This window comes from Paenibacillus chibensis (assembly GCF_004001045.1).
GTDB classification, from domain to species: Bacteria; Bacillota; Bacilli; order Paenibacillales; family Paenibacillaceae; genus Paenibacillus_AQ; species Paenibacillus_AQ chibensis.
In genome coordinates this window covers 72,391-92,168 of record NZ_BIMK01000024.1, presented here as the reverse complement: position 1 = coordinate 92,168, position 19,778 = coordinate 72,391, and the positions used below count along the sequence as shown (strand labels likewise).

General features: G+C 52.2%; 17 protein-coding genes, 1 tRNA gene and 1 other RNA gene. 15 read left to right on the top strand and 4 right to left on the bottom strand.

What is annotated here, in order from left to right:
- Positions 1 to 19 precede the first annotated feature (19 nt).
- The 4 genes from nrdE to PCH05_RS18560 all read right to left on the bottom strand — a co-directional run bounded on the left by nrdE (position 20) and on the right by PCH05_RS18560 (position 3,624).
- Positions 20 to 2,104, bottom strand: a complete 2,085-nt coding sequence (nrdE, locus tag PCH05_RS18575) for a class 1b ribonucleoside-diphosphate reductase subunit alpha (RefSeq protein ID WP_127604597.1) — start codon at positions 2,102 to 2,104, stop codon at positions 20 to 22.
- Positions 2,091 to 2,450, bottom strand: coding sequence for a class Ib ribonucleoside-diphosphate reductase assembly flavoprotein NrdI (nrdI, locus tag PCH05_RS18570; RefSeq protein WP_127604595.1), 360 nt, complete (start codon positions 2,448 to 2,450; stop codon positions 2,091 to 2,093). Before nrdI ends, nrdE begins: the two co-directional genes overlap by 14 nt.
- Before the next feature lie 316 nt (positions 2,451 to 2,766).
- A complete protein-coding gene (clpP, locus tag PCH05_RS18565; protein ID WP_127604593.1) occupies positions 2,767 to 3,363 on the bottom strand; it encodes an ATP-dependent Clp endopeptidase proteolytic subunit ClpP in 597 nt (198 codons plus the stop codon).
- A 186-nt stretch (positions 3,364 to 3,549) separates the two neighbouring features.
- Positions 3,550 to 3,624 (bottom strand) — tRNA-Arg (locus PCH05_RS18560).
- A gap of 298 nt (positions 3,625 to 3,922) precedes the next feature.
- On the opposite strand from PCH05_RS18560, the gene PCH05_RS18555 reads away from it, so the two are divergent.
- From PCH05_RS18555 to PCH05_RS18485, 15 genes are all read left to right on the top strand, one after another.
- Positions 3,923 to 4,969 (top strand): sugar-binding transcriptional regulator, encoded by a 1,047-nt coding sequence (locus PCH05_RS18555; protein WP_127604591.1) that lies wholly within the window; start codon positions 3,923 to 3,925, stop codon positions 4,967 to 4,969.
- 112 nt (positions 4,970 to 5,081) lie between these two features.
- A complete protein-coding gene (gene gap, locus PCH05_RS18550; protein WP_127604589.1) occupies positions 5,082 to 6,092 on the top strand; it encodes a type I glyceraldehyde-3-phosphate dehydrogenase in 1,011 nt (336 codons plus the stop codon).
- A 293-nt stretch (positions 6,093 to 6,385) separates the two neighbouring features.
- Entirely contained in the window at positions 6,386 to 7,567 is a 1,182-nt protein-coding gene (locus PCH05_RS18545; RefSeq protein WP_127604587.1) for a phosphoglycerate kinase, read from the top strand.
- Positions 7,568 to 7,676: 109 nt separating this feature from the next.
- A complete protein-coding gene (tpiA, locus tag PCH05_RS18540; RefSeq protein ID WP_127604585.1) occupies positions 7,677 to 8,429 on the top strand; it encodes a triose-phosphate isomerase in 753 nt (250 codons plus the stop codon).
- Between the two features lies 1 nt (position 8,430).
- Complete coding sequence (gene gpmI, locus PCH05_RS18535) at positions 8,431 to 9,975, top strand: 2,3-bisphosphoglycerate-independent phosphoglycerate mutase (RefSeq protein ID WP_127604583.1); 1,545 nt, start codon at positions 8,431 to 8,433, stop codon at positions 9,973 to 9,975.
- Positions 9,976 to 10,042: 67 nt separating this feature from the next.
- Positions 10,043 to 11,329 carry a phosphopyruvate hydratase gene (gene eno / locus PCH05_RS18530; RefSeq protein WP_127604581.1) on the top strand — a complete coding sequence of 429 codons (1,287 nt, stop codon included), beginning with the start codon at positions 10,043 to 10,045 and terminating at the stop codon, positions 11,327 to 11,329.
- 303 nt (positions 11,330 to 11,632) lie between these two features.
- Entirely contained in the window at positions 11,633 to 11,866 is a 234-nt protein-coding gene (gene secG / locus PCH05_RS18525; protein ID WP_127604579.1) for a preprotein translocase subunit SecG, read from the top strand.
- A 256-nt stretch (positions 11,867 to 12,122) separates the two neighbouring features.
- Entirely contained in the window at positions 12,123 to 14,822 is a 2,700-nt protein-coding gene (rnr, locus tag PCH05_RS18520) for a ribonuclease R (protein ID WP_127604577.1), read from the top strand.
- A 141-nt stretch (positions 14,823 to 14,963) separates the two neighbouring features.
- Complete coding sequence (gene smpB / locus PCH05_RS18515; protein WP_127604575.1) at positions 14,964 to 15,446, top strand: SsrA-binding protein SmpB; 483 nt, start codon at positions 14,964 to 14,966, stop codon at positions 15,444 to 15,446.
- A 238-nt stretch (positions 15,447 to 15,684) separates the two neighbouring features.
- Positions 15,685 to 16,051, top strand: a transfer-messenger RNA (tmRNA) gene (ssrA, locus tag PCH05_RS18510).
- A 378-nt stretch (positions 16,052 to 16,429) separates the two neighbouring features.
- Positions 16,430 to 16,756: a PadR family transcriptional regulator gene (locus PCH05_RS18505; protein WP_218030537.1), complete on the top strand. Its 327-nt coding sequence runs from the start codon at positions 16,430 to 16,432 to the stop codon at positions 16,754 to 16,756.
- Complete coding sequence (locus PCH05_RS18500) at positions 16,753 to 17,100, top strand: DUF1048 domain-containing protein (RefSeq protein ID WP_127604570.1); 348 nt, start codon at positions 16,753 to 16,755, stop codon at positions 17,098 to 17,100. The genes PCH05_RS18505 and PCH05_RS18500 overlap by 4 nt, the downstream gene beginning before the upstream one ends.
- Before the next feature lie 31 nt (positions 17,101 to 17,131).
- A complete protein-coding gene (locus tag PCH05_RS18495; RefSeq protein WP_127604568.1) occupies positions 17,132 to 17,482 on the top strand; it encodes a DUF1048 domain-containing protein in 351 nt (116 codons plus the stop codon).
- 15 nt (positions 17,483 to 17,497) lie between these two features.
- Positions 17,498 to 18,256, top strand: coding sequence for an ABC transporter ATP-binding protein (locus PCH05_RS18490; RefSeq protein ID WP_127604566.1), 759 nt, complete (start codon positions 17,498 to 17,500; stop codon positions 18,254 to 18,256).
- A 3-nt stretch (positions 18,257 to 18,259) separates the two neighbouring features.
- The gene (locus PCH05_RS18485) at positions 18,260 to 19,021 is read left to right on the top strand and encodes an ABC transporter permease (RefSeq protein WP_127604564.1); all 762 of its coding nucleotides are present in this window, start codon (positions 18,260 to 18,262) and stop codon (positions 19,019 to 19,021) included.
- Positions 19,022 to 19,778 lie beyond the last annotated feature (757 nt).

The following is a 19,778-nucleotide window of genomic DNA, read 5'->3' as shown; positions in this document are numbered from 1 at the left end:
CCTTGCGTAATATTCGAATTTAGACGGCGCAGCTGGTGCACTCTTCGATGGACAATTTTTTCGTCCGGGTGTAGTACAGGGATTTCAGCCCTTTCTGGGCGGCGTAAATGTAGAAACGGGACAGCTCCCGGGTCGATACGGTGCTGTTGACGTGCAGCACGGTCGAGATGCCTTGATCCACATGCTGCTGAATTTCCGCGATCATGTCGATCAGGCGGAACTGGTCGATATTGTAGGCCGATTTGTAGAACCACTGCGTCTCGGCGCTCAGGAACGGCATCGGGTAATACGTCGTCGAGTTCGCGTAGGTGCGCGTCTCGATATGCTCGACGATCGGCATGACGCTGGATGTCGCGTTCTGAATGTACGAGATGCTCTGCGTCGGCGCGATGGCCAGACGGTAGGCGTGGTACAAGCCATGCTGCTGCACAAGCGCCTTAAGCTGCGCCCAATCTTCGGGCGACGGGATCTCGATGCCTTCAAACAGCTGCTTCACGCGTTCCGATTGCGGGCGGAAGTCCTTTTCGAGATAGCGGTCGAAATACGTGCCCTTCGCATACTCGGAATTCTCGAAATCCCGGAACGTTTCGCCGCGTTCGCGTGCGATTTCCATGCTCTGCTCCAGGGAGTAGTAGTTCATCATCATGAAGAACGTGCCCGCGAACTCGCGCGCTTCGGCGCTTTCGTACGCGATTTTGTTCTTCGCCAGGTAGCCGTTCAGGTTCATGGCACCAAGGCCCACGGAATGCAGTTCCTTGTTGGCGCGGCGTACACCCGGTGCGTTCTCCACACGGGAGAGGTCGCTGACCACGGTAAGCGCCTCGATGCCGACGCGGACGGATTCCTTGATTTTGCCTTGCTCCATCACGTTGACAATATTCAACGAGGCCAGGTTGCAGCTGATATCCCGGCGAATGACGTCGTCGACGCCGTAGTCGTTGATCTCCGAGGTCTCTTGGAGCTGGAAGATTTCCGTGCACAGGTTGGACATTTTGATCTGTCCGATATCTTTGAGCGCATGAACCCGGTTCGCGTTCGATTTGTTCACGATGTACGGGTAACCGGACTCGAGCTGGATAGAGGCGATTTTCGTCAGCATGTCGCGGGCGCTCATGACGGTTTTTTTCGTAACCGCGTCATTGGCGAGCAGCTCGTCGTACATTTCGTCCATGTCCAGGTCATCCAGATGCTTGCCGTACGCTTTGTACACCGAGTAAGGGCCGAAAACGACAAGCGGCTTGTTTTGCGCGGCCAGCTCGTAAAATTTGTTCGGCACGATCAGTCCGATCGACAGCGTCTTGATGCGGAGCTTCTCGTCGGCGTTGATTTTCTTCGAATCGAGGAACTCGATGACGTCCCAGCCGAAGATGTTGTAATACCCGGCGCCGGAGCCCTTTCGCTGGCCCATCTGGTCGGCATAAGAGAAGGCGTCTTCCATGAGCTTCAGCACGGGCATGATGCCTTTAGCCGCACCGGCTACGCCTTTGATCGGCTCGCCGCGTCCGCGCAGCTTGGATAGATTGACGGCAACGCCACCGCCGATTTTGGACAGCTGCATGCAGGTGCCGAGCACGTAGTTGATCGAGTTCAGCGAATCGTCCATCTCCAGCAGGAAGCAGGACACCAGCTCGCCGCGGCGGCTTTTGCCGGCATTGAGGAAGGTGGGGGTCGCAGGCTGCAGGCGCTGATCGATCATCGCCTCCGCGATGCGAAGCGCTCTATCGATGTTTCCTTCGCCCAGATACAGGGCCACGATAGCGACACGGTCCGGGTACTGCTCCAGGTACTGCTTCTTGTCATTGGTTCTCATCGCGTAATCCTTGTAGAACTTCGAGATCGCCATGTAGGACTGGAACTGGAAGTCGCTGCTTGCCGTGAGGTGGAATACGGATTCGACTTCATCGTAAGTATAATGTTCAAAAACGTTCTCGTAATAATCGTTGCTAATGAGGTAGTCCAGCTTCTCGCGCAGGGAGCCGAACTTCATTGTATCGCGCTCCACTTCCTCCATAAAAGCGGCAACCGCCTCTTTGTCCTTCTCGAGCTGAAAATACCCATCGGCTCCGCGCTGCATGATCTCGTTATTTAGTTCAATATGCTTCAATGGTTCGCACCCTTTCTTTAAAAGTCTCCATATCCAGCGCCGTTCCCGATAGCTCGAACTTGGTGATGACCGGAACGTGGTACATCTCCGATATCGTATCCGCGCTTTTGGCGAAACGAGGCCCCCAGTTCCGGTTGCCGCTCGCCGACACGCCCCGGAGGAGCCGGTTGTTCTTGGAGAGGAACGTCTGCACCTTTTCAGGCACTTGTCCGAATCCTGTTGTATAAGTAACGAGCACGTAAGGTTCGTTGACCTGCTCTTGTTCTTCGATCGGAATGGCTCGCATGTTCAGTTTGTTGATAAACCGTTTAACATTGCCGGTCTTGGAATCATAGACGATAAGCATGATCCATCACTCCTGAATAAGTTCTCTGCCGCGTTTACGGGCGTAAAATAACACCGGATTGACCGGTGTTTATACAAGATTCTGGTATATATAGAATATGCCGTTCGAATCAATATGTAGATGACATTTAGCGGGTATTTAGAATTTTACATCAATATATTGATGTGGTCAAGCCTTTGACAATCATGATTTGTGGTAGCGCTCACACCCCATACAGGGCCCGGGAAAGCACAAAAACAGGGACCCCCCCGGGTAGTCCGCTAGCGGATCCACCGGGGAAAAATCCCTGTTTTTCGGGTCATGTATATTGATCTGATTAGACGCCTTGTACCGGAGGATGCTCCAGCACTTTATCGATCAGTCCGTATTCCGCAGCGTCTTTTGCGCTCATGAAGTAGTCGCGGTCGGTATCCTTCTCGATGCGCTCCAGCGGCTGGCCTGTACGTTCTGACAGGATGCGGTTCAAGGTATCGCGCATTTTGAGAATGCGGCGGGCGCGGATTTCGATATCCGTTGCCTGACCTTGGGCACCGCCCAGCGGCTGGTGGATCATGATTTCGCTGTTCGGCAGGCCATAGCGCTTGCCTTTGGCGCCCGCATTGAGCAGGAATGCGCCCATGGAAGCCGCGAGACCCACGCAGATGGTAGACACGTCAGGCTTGATGTACTGCATTGTATCGTAAATCGCCATACCGGCTGTGATCGAGCCGCCCGGGCTGTTGATGTAGAGGTGAATATCCTTTTCAGGGTCTTCGGCAGCCAGGAACAGCAGCTGGGCAATAATCGAATTGGCAACCACGTCGTTGACATCGGAACCCAGGAAAATAATGCGGTCTTTCAAGAGTCTGGAATAAATGTCGTACGCGCGCTCGCCGCGGTTGCTTTGTTCAACGACCATAGGTACATAACTCACGTGGAAAACCTCCCTATTCATGGATCAAATGTAATCATTCTATTCATACTGTTACCGTATTAACCACATGATAAACAATTTCAAACAAAAAGTCAAAGAAAGTCAAACTCATGGGTAAAAAAAATAGCCGATGATTGGCTTTTGTTGTGCTGGTTAAACATAGGGTAGAAGTTTTGGTCGTTATAATGGCGCGCCCGCGAGGAATTGAACCTCGATCTCAGGCTCCGGAGGCCTACGTCATATCCATTGGACCACGGGCGCACGATGCAACCAACACTCTGTATGCGTAACTTACAGCAAAAATGATTATATGACATATCGCAGAAGATTGCAAGTGGTGAATTCGTGATTTCCGTTCAAGTCCTTGCGCGAAGCGGTGTTCGGCTTCCTAGGCTTGTACGCCTGTATAAGAGGAAAGATTAATGTGAAAGATAGTCGATGGACTACTTGCAACAGGCGTGAAAATTGAGTAGAATGTAAGTGGGACTTAAAACGTTAACCCGGGACATTTTAAGGCCAAGGAGTCAGAGAGAAGCTGAAGTTGCAGGAGTGGAAAGCAATGCGGAAAATATTAGAGATACAAAAGCAGCTTCTGCCTGATCTCATGGACATTCTCAAGACAAGGTACACCATTCTTCATCAGATTATGCTCTCGGAGCTGATCGGCCGGCGCACGCTGGCGGCATCCCTTCATATGACGGAGCGTGTGCTGCGCGCGGAGACGGATCTATTGAAAGCCCAGGGCCTCATTGAGATCGAGAGCTCCGGCATGAGGATCAGTGAAGCGGGACGCGCGCTGCTGGAAGAGATGGGACCGATGGCCAAGGAGCTGTTCGGACTGAACGAGCTCGGCGAGAAGATCCGTCTAGCATACGGCCTGCAAAAGGTCGTCGTGGTGCCGGGCGATAGCGATTCCTCGCCGCTGACCAAACGGGATCTCGGACGTGCCGGGGCCAAAGCGCTGCTGGGCGTCATGAATCAGGCAGGGACGGTAGCTGTTACAGGCGGTTCGACCCTGGCTGCGGTTGCGGAAGAGTTAAATCCGCAAGGCTCCATGCCGATGAAGAACAGCTGGTTCGTACCGGCGCGGGGCGGACTTGGCGAAAGCGTGGAATTCCAGGCCAACACGATTGCCTCAACAATGGCGAAGCGCTTAGGCGCACAGTACCGGCTCCTTCATGTGCCGGATCTGCTGAGCGACGACGCTTACCAGTCGCTTGTTCAGGACCGCAACATTCAGGAAATTGTGCAGGTGATCCGCCAGTGCCGCATTATTATGCACGGCATCGGGGACGCCATGGAGATGACCCGCCGAAGAAACCTGGATCCATCCTCCTCGAAGGAGATTCAGAAAGAAGGAGCGGTGGCCGAATCTTTTGGCTACTACTTCAATGAAAAGGGAGAAGTCGTTCATCGCATGATCACACTGGGGCTCCGGCTGGAGGACATTATGAGGACGGAGATCGTGATCGGCATCGCCGGCGGGAAAGACAAGGCGACTGCGATCCATTCGGTGCTCAAATTCGGGCACGAGAACATTCTCGTCACGGATGAAGCGGCCGCTACGGAGATCTGCAGGCAGATTGATGAACAATCCCATGCGTAAACGAGTTATCAATACAGGTGTAACTGCCTGTTTTGAATAAATACTGGATTTTGCCGGCTGAATAAGCTTCGCGAAATCCTCAAAAAAAACGAAATTCTAGGAGGACTATTCAATGAGTGTAAAAGTAGGCATTAACGGTTTCGGACGTATCGGACGACTCGCTTTCCGCCGCATTCAAAATGTGGAAGGTATCGAAGTTGTAGCAATCAACGACTTGACTGATGCTAAAATGTTGGCTCATTTGCTTAAATATGATACAACGCAAGGTAAATTCGACGGAGAAGTTGAAGTTCATGACGGATTCTTCAAAGTGAACGGCAAAGAAGTGAAGGTTCTGGCGAACCGCAACCCTGAAGAGCTTCCTTGGGGAGACCTCGGCGTTGACATCGTTCTGGAGTGCACAGGCTTCTTCACAACGAAAGAAAAAGCTGAGCTTCACCTGAAAGGCGGAGCTAAGAAAGTGGTTATCTCCGCTCCGGCAACAGGCGACATGAAAACGATCGTTTACAACGTTAACCATGAAACTCTGGACGGAACTGAAACAGTAATCTCCGGCGCTTCTTGCACAACGAACTGCCTCGCACCAATGGCTAAAACATTGAACGACAAGTTCGGCATCGTAGAAGGCCTGATGACTACAATCCATGCTTACACTGGCGACCAAAACACTTTGGATGCTCCACATCCAAAAGGCGACTTCCGCCGCGCTCGTGCAGCTGCTGAAAACATCATTCCTAACACAACAGGTGCTGCTAAAGCCATCGGTCTGGTTATCCCAGAACTGCAAGGCAAACTCGACGGCGCAGCTCAGCGTGTGCCTGTACCAACAGGTTCCCTGACTGAGCTCGTAACGGTTCTGGACAAAAAAGTAACAGCTGACGAAGTGAACGCAGCTATGAAAGCAGCTTCCGATCCAGAAACTTACGGCTACACAGAAGACGAAATCGTATCTTCCGATATCAAGGGAATTACGTTCGGTTCCCTCTTCGACGCAACTCAAACAAAAGTGCTGACTGTTGGCGACAAACAGCTCGTTAAAACCGTTGCTTGGTACGACAACGAAATGTCCTACACAGCTCAATTGGTTCGCACATTGGAATACTTCGCTAAACTGGCTAAGTAATAACGGCGCCGTTTAACGAACATATGGAGCGGAAACAGAACCTTTTGTTTCCGCTCTTTATAAATACTGAGGTATTTTGCATAGAAGACAAGTGGATTTGGATAGAGAATACGGAGAGTTTGGATAGATAGATATCACATATGAGGATTGCAAAAATCCCGATACTTATTATGGATTGAACTAAAGGCTTTGCGGGCAGATAGGTGTTCGGAGCATGACTTTCTTTAGTTCATTCTATAACTGTTACCCCTGGATTCCTGATAAAAATAAAAAACGGGTCGGAGGAACGAACAATGAACAAAAAGTCTGTACGTGACGTGGAAGTAAACGGCAAACGCGTATTTGTGCGCGTGGATTTCAACGTGCCTTTGGAAGACGGCAAAATCACTGACGATACACGGATCCGCGAAACGCTGCCAACGATCAATTACTTGATCGAGCATGGCGCGAAGGTTATTTTGGCGAGCCACATGGGCCGTCCAAAAGGACAATTCGTGGACTCCATGCGTCTGACGCCTGCGGCTGAGCGTCTGTCCCAGCTGCTCGGCAAACCGGTTGTAAAAGCGGACGAAGCGGTAGGCGAGGCTGTAAAAGCCGAAATCGCGAAAATGCAAAACGGCGACGTGCTGTTGCTTGAAAACGTGCGTTTCTACCCGGGCGAAGAGAAGAACGATCCGGAGCTGGCGAAGCAATTTGCAGAGCTTGCGGACTTGTTCGTCAACGACGCGTTCGGCGCTGCTCACCGCGCCCATGCTTCCACAGAAGGCATCGCTCATTTCCTGCCGGCCGTATCCGGTCTGCTCATGGAGAAGGAATTGTCCGTCCTGGGCAAAGCCCTTTCCAATCCGGAGCGTCCTTTTACAGCCATCATCGGCGGATCGAAAGTTAAAGATAAAATCGACGTGATCGACAACCTGCTGAACATCGCGGACAACGTGCTGATCGGCGGCGGTCTGTCTTACACCTTCATGAAGGCGCAAGGATATGAAATTGGCTTGTCCCTGTGCGATAATGATAAACTGGACGTAGCGCTCGGATTTATTCAAAAAGCAAAGGATCTCGGCAAAAACTTCCTGCTTCCGGTCGACATCGTCATTGCGGATGACTTCAAAGCAGACGCAAACGTAGATATCGTCGAAGTGGGCAACATCCCTGACAAATGGGAAGGCGTGGACATCGGACCGAAAACACGCGCCAAATATGCCGAAGTCATCAAGAACTCCAAGCTGATCGTATGGAACGGACCGATGGGCGTATTCGAAATCGATCCTTTCTCCAATGGTACGCGTGAAGTGGCTGAAGCCTGCGCAACAACGGAAGGCTACACCATCATCGGCGGCGGCGACTCTGCTGCGGCAACGGAGAAATTCCATCTGGCCGACAAAATGGATCATATCTCCACAGGCGGCGGCGCTTCGCTGGAGTTCATGGAAGGCAAGGCGCTTCCTGGCGTCGTAGCCCTCAACGATAAATAATCCGGGTGAACCTGCTGTAAGGACCAAGGGATTTGCACAAAGGCATCCGTAAGCGGATAGCCGAAGGATGCCTTTGGCAAATCCCTGACTTGAGAAGGAGTTGAAACGTGTGAGAACACCAATCATTGCTGGCAACTGGAAAATGTTCAAGACCGTTCCGGAAGCCAAGACATTCATTGAAGAAGTGAAGGGCAAAGCGGAAGTGGACGGCGTGGAAAGCGTCATCTGCGCTCCGTTCACCAACCTTCCGGCTCTCGTTGAAGCCGTTAAAGGCACGTCCATCAAAATTGGCGCCCAAAACCTGCATTTTGAAGACAACGGCGCCTACACCGGCGAGATCAGCGGCGAAATGCTGAAGGATCTGGGCGTGGACTATGTGATCATCGGCCACTCCGAACGCCGTGCTTATTTTGCGGAAACCGACGAGACCGTCAACAAGAAAATGCATGCGGCATTCCGTCATGGACTGACCCCGATCGTATGTGTCGGCGAAAAGCTCGAAGAGCGCGAAGCCGGTCAAACGAAAGATGTCTGCAAAGTGCAGACGGAAGCAGCTTTCAAAGGACTTTCCGCCGATCAGGCAGCTCAAGCAGTCATTGCTTATGAGCCGATCTGGGCTATCGGAACCGGAAAATCTTCCACGGCACAGGACGCGAACGAAGTGATTTCCTACATTCGCGAACTGGTGAAAGGATTGTACGGAGAAGACGTTGCAAGCAAGGTGCGCATTCAGTACGGCGGCAGCGTGAAGCCTGAGAACGTAACCGAGTACATGGGACAAAGCGACATCGACGGCGCTCTTGTCGGCGGTGCCAGCCTGCAGCCGGCTTCCTACATCCAGCTCGTTCAGGGGGCGAAGTAAGATGAACGCACCTAAACCTGTCGCACTGATCATCATGGACGGTTTCGGTCTGCGCAATACGGTGGAAGGCAACGCCGTTGCCCAAGCCAAGAAGCCGAACTACGATCGTCTGATGGCGAAATACCCGCATACGACGCTGACCGCTTGCGGCGAAGCCGTAGGTCTGCCTGAAGGACAAATGGGCAACTCCGAAGTGGGCCATTTGAACATCGGCGCTGGACGTATCGTGTATCAGGATTTGACCCGCATCTCGAAGTCGATCCGCGAAGGCGAGTTTTTCAACAACCCCACGCTGGTCGAAGCCGTTCGTTCCGCGAAAAACAGCGGCAAAAAGCTTCATCTGTACGGCCTTCTGTCTGACGGCGGCGTGCACAGCCACATTGAGCATTTGTTCGCCATGCTGGATCTCGCCAAAAAAGAAGGTCTGGATGAAGTTTACATCCACGCTTTCCTGGATGGACGCGACGTTGCTCCAGACTCCGGCAAGAAGTTCATTGAGGAGCTTCAAGCTAAGATTAAGGAAGTGGGCGTTGGCAAAATCGCGACCGTGCAAGGCCGCTATTATGCCATGGACCGCGACAAGCGCTGGGAGCGCGTGGAGAAATCCTACCGCGCGATCGTATACGGCGACGGGCCGAAATACACGGATCCTCTGCAAGCCGTAACGGAATCCTACAGCAAATCGGTATTCGACGAGTTCGTGGAGCCTACCGTGATCGTTGACGAGAACGGCCAGCCGGTATCCCTCGTGGAAAGCGGCGACTCCGTCGTATTCCTGAACTTCCGTCCGGACCGTGCGATTCAGCTGTCCCAGGTGTTCACGAACAAGGATTTCCGCGGCTTCGACCGTGGACCGAAGTTCCCTGAAAACCTGCATTTTGTATGTCTGACGCTCTTCAGCGAGACGGTGGAAGGGTTTGTGGCTTACGAGCCGAAAAACCTGGACAATACGCTGGGTGAAGTACTGGTGCAGCAGGGCAAAAAACAGCTCCGGATCGCCGAAACCGAAAAATATCCGCATGTGACGTTCTTCTTCAGCGGCGGACGCGACGTGGAGCTTCCGGGCGAAACGCGCATCCTGATCAACTCGCCGAAGGTCGCAACGTATGACCTGCAGCCTGAGATGAGCGCTTATGAAGTGGCGGATGCTTGCGTGAAGGAAATCGAAGCTGACAAGCATGACGCGATTATCCTGAACTTTGCCAATCCGGACATGGTCGGACACTCCGGCATGCTGGAGCCGACAATCAAAGCGGTTGAAGTGACGGACGAATGCATGGGTAAAGTGGTTGATGCCGTGATTGCCAAGGGCGGGGTAGCGATCATTATCGCGGACCACGGAAACGCCGACATGGTATTTGACGAGCAGGGAAGACCTTTTACCGCGCATACGACCAACCCGGTACCGTTCATTCTGACGGCGGATAACGTGACTTTGCGTGAGGAAGGCATTCTGGCCGACGTGGCTCCGACCATTCTCGACCTGATGCAGCTGCCGAAGCCGGCCGAAATGACCGGAGAATCGATGATTGCAACCCGCAAATAAGCGGTATAATGATAGAGATGTGTTTTACACCTGGACCAAAATTGAACAACAAAGGAGATCAAGTACAATGACTATTATTTCTGACGTGTACGCTCGCGAAGTCCTCGACTCCCGCGGCAACCCGACTGTTGAAGTTGAAGTTTATCTCGAATCCGGCGCAATGGGCCGCGCTATCGTTCCATCCGGCGCTTCCACAGGCGCTCACGAAGCCGTTGAGCTTCGCGATGGCGACAAATCCCGTTACCTGGGCAAAGGCGTTCTGAACGCCGTTAAAAACGTGAACGAAATCATTGCTCCTGAAGTGATCGGCATGGACGCGCTGGACCAGCTCGGCATCGACAAAATGATGATCAAACTGGACGGAACGCCAAACAAAGGCAAACTGGGCGCAAACGCGATCCTGGCTGTTTCCATGGCTACGGCACGCGCAGCAGCTGACGCGCTGGACCTGCCGCTGTATGTTTACCTCGGCGGATTCAATGCGAAGCAGCTTCCTGTTCCAATGATGAACATCGTAAACGGCGGCGCTCATGCCGACAACAACGTGGACGTGCAAGAATTCATGGTTCTGCCTGTTGGCGCTCCTACATTCAAGGAAGCACTGCGCACAGGCGCTGAAATCTTCCACAGCCTGAAATCCGTATTGAAAGGTAAAGGCCTCAATACTGCAGTAGGCGACGAAGGCGGCTTTGCTCCGAACTTTACTTCCAACGAAGACGCATTGTCCTCCATCATGGAAGCTATTGAAAAAGCCGGTTACAAACCAGGCGTTGACGTATTCCTCGGCATGGACGTCGCTTCGACCGAGTTCTACAAAGACGGCAAATACCATCTCGAAGGCGAAGGCAAATCCTTCACTTCCGCTGAATTCGTTGATCTGCTCGCTTCTTGGGTCGACAAATATCCGATCATCACGATCGAAGACGGCTGCTCCGAAGACGACTGGGAAGGTTGGAAACTTCTTACCCAGAAACTCGGTAGCAAAATCCAGCTCGTGGGTGACGACCTGTTCGTTACGAACACAGAGCGCCTGAGCAAAGGCATCGACGAAGGCATCGGTAACTCGATTCTGATCAAAGTGAACCAAATCGGTACGCTGACAGAAACCTTCGACGCAATCGAAATGGCAAAACGCGCAGGCTACACCGCTGTTGTCTCCCACCGTTCCGGTGAGTCCGAGGACAGCACGATCGCTGACATCGCCGTGGCAACGAACGCAGGCCAGATCAAAACGGGTGCGCCTTCCCGTACCGACCGTATCGCGAAGTACAACCAGCTGCTCCGCATTGAGGACGAACTGGCTGAACTGGCTCAATACAACGGCCTGAAATCCTTCTACAACCTGAAAAGATAATCAGCCTTTGCGCTGTAGTGAAGAAAGCCGTCCCGGCATTGAAGTCCGGGGCGGCTTTTTTGTTGTAACAGGATAAAATTCAGAGCTCCCTGCAAAGCACCTGAATGAACTTTGAAGCTTGACCCCGTTTTGTGTGGGGGAGTTTGGTCTTTTTTGAAAGCAGAGACGGGGGAAGTCCTTGTTTTAGGAAATAGGCTATGGTACAATAAAAATGCTGTTTTATGGACGATTGATTCTTATCCAACATGGATTTTTGCAACTTCAAACATAGAATGATGTTTAAGCTATTAGGAGGTGGAACGAATGGATATCTTATTGAAAGTGCTGCTTGTAATTTTCTCGATCGCATTGATCGCTATTGTTCTTTTGCAGAAAGGGAAAAGCGCAGGTTTGGCCGGTGCCATCTCCGGTGGCGCAGAACATCTTTTCGGAAAAACGAAAGCACGCGGTATGGACCTGATCCTGCAGCGTACAACGGTGGTTGTGGCAGCCTGCTTCTTTATCCTCGCGATTCTCGTGGCAGTCTTTGCGAAATAACATAGCCGTACCTTGAAAACCTTCGCTCTTTCAAATGATGAAGAGCGGGGGTTTTTTAATATATAACGAACGTTTTGCCGCGATGTATGCTGCATGGTGAGTGGCGCCGGGCAGGGATGCAAACGATTAAATTCGTGTATACTAGGGTATGTGTATATTAAAGCGGCGAAACCCCATGACGAATCAATACATAGATACCTCGCGATAGGTGAAGGTGAAAAGCACTCCTACCTGCGGGTCGACTGAGGAGATAATGATGATAACGGAACAATCGATACTGGATTTGATGCAGGCACCGGATTATAAACCCATGACGTATCAGGAGCTGGAAAAGCATTTTGCGATTTCCGACGCGGTGGAATTCAAGGAATTCCTGAAGCTTCTGAATGCACTGGAACAAGAAGGCAAAATCATGATCACGGGTTCGGACCGGTACGGGCTTCCCGAGCGCCTGGATTTGCTGCGCGGGCGGCTGCAGGTGCATGCCAAGGGCTTTGCCTTCCTGATTCCCGAAGATAAAGAGCATCCCGATGTATATATCGGTGCCCATGATTTGATGAGCGCCATGAACGGCGATACGGTGCTCGCGCGCGTTACGACCCGCGGCCCTGCCGGCGGGAAGCTTGAAGGCGTGGTCGTGAAGATCGTGACCCGTGCCACCAGCCAGGTGGTCGGCGTATTCCAGGGGCATGAAGCATACGGCTTCGTGCTGCCTGATGATAAGCGGATCGTGCGCGATATTTTCATTCCGAAGGAATCCGTGAACGGCGTAGTGGATGGCGACAAGGTTGTCGTCCATATCGTGAACTATCCGGAGGGCCGTTCTGCGGCTGAAGGCGAAGTGATTGAGGTGCTGGGGCATAAAGATGACCCGGGTGTGGACATCCTCTCGATTATCCGCAAGCATCAGCTGCCGGAGGGCTTCCCTGAGGAAGTAATGGCAGAGGCGGAGAGCGCTCCGGATTCCATCACCGACGAAGAGATCGTGAAACAGGGTCGCCGTGATCTGCGCGGCAAGAAAATCGTCACCATCGACGGCGAGGACGCCAAAGATCTGGACGATGCGGTCAACGTGGAGCGTCTTGAGAACGGACACTTCCGTCTCGGCGTTCACATTGCCGATGTCGGCTATTATGTGCGGGAGAACTCCGAACTCGATAAAGAAGCCTACAACCGCGGCTGCAGCGTGTATCTCGTGGACCGGGTCATTCCGATGCTGCCGCACCGTTTATCCAACGGGATTTGCAGCTTGAATCCGCAGGTGGACCGTCTGACGCTATCCTGCGAAATGGAATTTGACGAGCATATGAAGGTTGTGAAGCATGACGTCTTCACCAGCGTCATCAAGACGAAGGAACGGATGACGTATAACAATGTGCGCAAAATCCTTGAAGATGAAGAGCCAGAACTCATGGAGCGTTACAAGGATCTGGTAGACGACTTCCGCCTGATGAAAGAGATCGCGCTGCGGCTGCGTTCCAAGCGGATGAACCGGGGCGCCGTCGATTTCGACTTCGTCGAATCGAAGGTGATCGTAGACGAGAACGGCAAGCCGGTCGATATCGTGAAGCGCGAGCGTTCGATTGCCGAGCAGATCATCGAGGAATTCATGCTGGCAGCCAACGAGACCGTGGCCGAGCATTTCCACTGGCTCAAGGTGCCGTTCATTTACCGGATTCACGAAAATCCGGATCCGGAGAAGCTGCAGAACTTCATGGCGTTCGCCGAGAATTTCGGCTACCATGTCAAAGGCCGCGGTAATACGATCCATCCGCGGGCGCTGCAGAATCTCCTGGAAGAAATCAAGGACACCAAGGAGCAAACCGTCATCAGCACGATGATGCTTCGCTCCATGAAGCAGGCGAAGTACGATGCGGACATGTCCGGCCACTTCGGCCTGGCGGCGGAGTTCTACACGCACTTCACGTCGCCGATCCGCCGCTATCCGGACCTTGTCATTCACCGCGTTATCCGCGAGGTGATCGAGAGCAACAATGTCCTTTCCGAGAAGCGGCAGGAGTATTTGGCATCACGCATGCCGGAGATTGCGCAGCATTCCTCCGAGCGTGAGCGCGTGGCGGTCGAGGCTGAACGTGATACCGATCAGCTGAAGAAGGCCGAGTTTATGCTGGACAAGGTCGGCGAGGAATTCGACGGCATGATCAGCAGCGTAACGAACTTCGGCATGTTCATCGAGCTGCCGAATTCGGTTGAAGGCCTGATTCGTCTGGCAGCGATGACGGACGACTACTATAACTTCGACGAGAAGTCGATGTCGCTCATCGGTGAACGTACGTCCAAGGTGTTCCGCATCGGCGACGAGATCAAGATCCGCGTGGCGCGCGTCAACATGGACGATCACACGATCGATTTCGAGCTGCTCGACATGAAGCCGCGCCGCGAACGCAATCGCGGCGGCGGGTTTGGCGGCCGCGGCGGCGAACGCGGCGATAAGGGTGGTGCCGCGCGCGGCGGCGGTCGCGGCAAAGCCGGAGGTAACGGCGGCGGCAAGGCCGGCCGTCCGGGCAAGCGCGAGCGCACCGCCACAGGCGCAGCCGGCGAGGCTGCGGGTAAGGGCAACGCTGGCGCAGCCGCGGGTAAGCGCGGCAAACGCGGCGGCGGCGCTGCGGGAGGCCGAGGCCCGGCACCCGTGGACGCGAGCGTCGAAGCGAAACGTCCGATGACGTTCGGCTTCGGTTCAGGCAAGGGCGGCTACAACTCGCCGGCGCTGGGCGAGAACGCAAGCAGCGGACGGAAGAAAAAAACGTCCGGCAGCGGCATTTTCGTAGGCGAGGGCGCGGCTCCGGCGGAAGGCAAGCGCCGCAAGCGCCATGGCGGCGAGCCGGAAGCAGGCGGTGCGCCGGCCGGTGAGGAAGGCGGCTTCCGCAAGCGCAAGAAGAAAAAAGGCGCCGCGAAGAACGGCACGGCCGCTTTTGTGCGTAAGAAGAAAAAGTAAGCCGTTCTGCGGCGGCGGAGCCTTGCTCCGCCTTGATTTTGCGGAGGTCAGTTGATACAATGGACTTCTGGTACGATGCGTCATGATGATGGCGAAATACCGGAAGTCCGGCTATTTTGTAATGGGTGAGGAGTGAAGAACATGGGTGGTAAGAAGAGTGACGGGAAGGTACTGGCCCAGAACAAGAAAGCTTCCCATGATTATTTCATCGAGGATACGTACGAAGCAGGCATGGTGCTGACCGGGACCGAGATCAAGTCGATCCGGAACGGGAAGGCGAATATCGGCGACGCGTTCGCAACGATCCGTAATGGGGAAATTCATATTCACAACATGCACATCAGCCCGTTCGAGCAGGGTAACCGGAGCAATCCAAGCGATCCGACCCGCACGCGCAAGCTGCTGATGCATAAGGAACAGATTCATAAGCTGCTCGGTCAATCGAAGCAGGAAGGTTTCTCTATTGTTCCGCTGAAGATCTATATCCGCAATGGCTATGCCAAGCTGCTGCTCGGCCTTGGTCGCGGTAAAAAGCAGTACGACAAGCGTGAAACGGCTGCCAAGCGTGATGCACAGCGTGATATCCAGCGCGCACTGCGCGAGAAACAGAAAATCGCGCGTTAACGCACGGTTAAACGAAAGATCAACCAAGTTTCACCTGTATTTCCTGCATCCTCTGTGTCATTTTGGCCGGATGGTGTGATATAATAAGTAATGTAAGAGGCGAGCTTAACAAGCGGTCTTTTACATGAACATGATTTAGCTTCTGATCGTCCTTTCTTATGGAGGGAAAGGATGCGGAATAGATTGCTTCTTATGCTGCAGAGCAGCTCATCTAATCCGAAGAAGCCCTTTATAATAAGGGGGCGTTCTTGGATTCGACGGGGATAGTTCGAGCATAGGTTGCGGGTAGTGGGGACGCGTCCACTTCATCAACGCTAAAGCCTATTAAATGGCAAACAACAAAACAACTACGCTTTAGCAGCTTAATAACCTGTTAGCGTGCTCCTACCTAGCATCGCCCATGTGACTAGGCTAGGGGCTAACAAGTAGTGGGATACGCCGCTTCGGTCTCCGCCTGGGGTCGACGGAAGAAGATAATCAGGCTGACCCTTTTGAGATCCGGTGACGGGGAGCTTGATTGGGTGACATCAAAACTGTTACTACACCCGTAGAAGCTTATGTGGCGTTGTCTTCGGACAGGGGTTCGACTCCCCTCGCCTCCATACATAAAACCCGCTCAGTTGAGCGGGTTTTTATCATTTAAAGCAAATGCTTTCCGAAACGGAGGTATTTGCTTTAAGTGGTTTAAAAAGTCCCTATTCTGGGGCTTTTTTTTGCGAGTACGCCTAGCATGGGCATCATCTCAAGGCAATGCGACATGCAGTGCGAGTGCGGCATAATATTAACAACATGGGCAAGTAATGAGGACCCTGAAAGAGTTTAATTTGTAATGGATTACTAAGCCAGCAGGTAGGATATTGAAAAAATAAAATCCGCCGTGTTAGGGCAAAACGTTATTGACATTGCAGCTACTACGTGATACTTTATAGCAGTACTAAGTAATACTTCATACCAGTCATACAGCATAGCAAGGAGTGATTGTGCTGGAAAATCTAACGGAAATGCTCAAAGGGTCGCTTGAGGGCTGCGTCCTTGAAATCATAAGCCGCAAAGAAACCTACGGCTACGAAATTACGCGGCGGCTGAATGCCCTCGGCTTCACAGATGTTGTGGAGGGAACGGTGTACACCATCCTGATCCGGCTGGAGAAAAACAAGCTGGTGGAGATCACCAAGAAGCCCTCCGACATGGGACCGCCCCGAAAGTTTTTCTCCATTAACGACGCGGGGCGCGAGGAGCTGCAGAGGTTCTGGGAAAAATGGGAATTCGTCTCATCAAAAATTAACGAGTTAAAGGAGAACAAGCAATGAATTTTTGGGAAAAAATCACCGGCAGCGACATGACCAAGGAACTCAGAACTTTTGAATCGCGAGCCAAAAAGCTGCCCGCAGATTATCAAGCGGCATGGGAAAAAATTAATGCCCATCTGTGGCCGCACTCCGATTTCACCGGCCGCAACCTTATGCCAATTCTTGATGGTGTGCTTGGCCTGCTCGAAGAAGCGGCGGCGGACGGTCAGCGAGTCCAGGAGGTGCTGGGTGACGATATCCAAGGCTTCTGTTCCGCGCTGGCTGGCGAAGAAGGGGCAAAGTCTTTTCGCGACAAATGGCGTGAGCAGCTCAACCATAATATTGCCAAGAAATTAGGCAAGTAGTTCATTCATTCCATATCAGTAGGAGGATAACATGAAAATACGGGATATCATCGAAGGCAAAAAAGAGTGGCGAGCGCACGTAGCGCGTGTCAAAGCGCTTCCGCGAGATTATCAGATCGTTTATAAAGAGATTCAAAAATATCTCTTTAAGGTCGGACCTGTGGAGCTAACCGAAGGGACAGGAGTGCTCTCAGGGATTGTCGATCTATTCGAAGAGGGAGCGTCCTCGGGGAAAGGCGTGCTCGAAGTAACGGGCCGTGACGTAGCGGCCTTTTGCGACGATCTAATCAAGGATTCCAAAACTTACGCTGACATCTATCAAGAATCTGTTGGCCAAGAAGTAAACAAGGCCATAAAAAAGGTTACGGATAAAAAAAGGTAAAAGGGGGATGCCGGGATGGAAACAGCAATTGAAGTCAAAGGTCTGCGAAAATCTTACAAGGACACAGAAGTCCTAAAGGGCGTCGATTTTAAAGTGAAGCAAGGCGAAATCTTCGCCCTGCTCGGCTCCAACGGCGCGGGCAAGACAACGATTGTCAAAATTCTCACCACGCTGCTCAAACCGGGCGAAGGCACCGCCAACGTGAATGGATTTGACGTCGCGTCACATCCCGAGAAGGTGCGGCATGCGATCAGTCTGACGGGGCAATTTGCTGCCGTGGACGAAATATTGACCGGGCGGGAAAATTTGATCATGATCGCCAAGCTGCGGCACCTTACGAATCCGCGTCAGGTTGCGGATAACATGCTTGAACGCTTTGGTCTGACAGACGCTGCGGACCGCAAGGCAGCTACTTATTCAGGGGGGATGCGCCGCAGGCTCGACATCGCCTTGAGTCTTGTGGGAAACCCGCAGATCATTTTCCTCGACGAGCCAACGACCGGGCTTGATCCCGAGGCTCGCATCGAGGTATGGAAGACCGTCAAGGAGCTGTCGGACGGCGGCACGACGATATTTCTAACCACCCAGTATCTGGATGAGGCTGAGCAGCTTGCTGATCGAATTGCTATTTTGCATGAGGGTAGGATTATTACCGATGGCACGCTCGCAGAGCTCAAGAAGCTGTTCCCACCGGCAAAGGTGGAGTATGTGGAAAAACAACCTTCATTGGAGGAGATTTTCCTCGCCATCGTCGGTAAAAAGGAGGATAAATAACGGATGAACAAATATTTTTTCAGCGACATGAGCGTTATGCTTGGACGGTCCATGCGTCATATTTTCCGCAGCATGGATACCATCATCACGGTCTGCATCACTCCGATTGCGATGATGCTGCTGTTTGTCTACGTGTTTGGCGGCGCCATCCAAACCGGTACGGATAACTATGTCAACTACCTGTTGCCTGGCATCCTGCTGATTGCGATTGCAAGTGGTATAGCCTACACGGCTTACCGACTGTTTATGGATAAGCAGCGGGGCATCATTGAGCGGTTCCACTCCATGCCGATTGCGCGTTCCGCCGTGCTGTGGGGGCATGTGCTGACCTCGCTGGTATCCAACGTCATTTCTCTTGTCGTCATTATTCTCGTAGCGCTCATGATGGGCTTTCGCTCGTCGGCAGGCATCCTGCCATGGCTCGCCGTAGCCGGTATACTCATGTTGTTTACGCTGGCTTTGACTTGGGTCGCGGCGATCGCCGGATTGTCCGCAAAATCGGTGGAAGGTGCAAGCGCCTTTTCCTATCCGCTTATTTTCCTGCCATTTATTAGCTCGGCCTTTGTACCGACCGATTCGATGCCGAAGGTCGTTCGCGCTTTCGCCGACAACCAGCCGGTGACCTCTATCGTAGAAACCATCCGTGCCCTATTATCAAGTCAACCGGTAGGCAATGATATCTGGATCGCACTCGCGTGGTGCGTCGGAATGATGCTCGTAGCGTATATGTTTGCGATGCGCGCGTACAAACGGAAAGCAGCTTAGTATCTGCAAGCAAAAGACCCCCTCCAACACGATGGCGTTACGTTTTATCACAGCGCTCCCTTCATCTGTTTTGCGAAGTTGAGACCGAGGTCACAGCGAAGTAATGCACCATCACTCCTTTAATATTCACGGATACCTGTTCCCCAGTTTTATTTAAAAAGACGTCAAATCAAGGATGCGTTTATCCACCGAAGCGATGATTCATGAACCATCAAGGGGAACAGGGACTTCGTAAATCAGCAGGGCTCCGTTTTCGCTTTTTGCGACTATTTCAACTCATCCTTTGCAAGAGTGCTACTCATATCAAGATAAAAGGTATTTGCATTCAGAAAGCGAATGTTTCTTTCGGCAAAGGGTGCTTGTTCAAGTACTAATGAGGTTTGGGTTGTAGTGTCCGAGAATCTAGTACATACCATATACACCTTTATCTCTAAGCTTTCTTACAATTTCTAATACGTTGTTGTTCCTTGCGAATCATGATACGTCCTTTAGAATTCTTGTGAACAAAGGTCTCCTTTCCCTTATCTCAACAAACATTGTGCCTCTCTTACTAATTTCAATATCTAGTCCGGCATCATACATGAATGCTATATATGGCAAAGGTGTTAACTGATCTTGAGGATAAAAAGTTAGGTAAAGATGTCATTATTGCTGTATGTAAACATTACAATACAGGAAAACAATCAAGTGAAAGAGAATTCTAGATACACAAAAGAATTCTTGAATATGGATACAATTATGAAAGTATATGAGATAG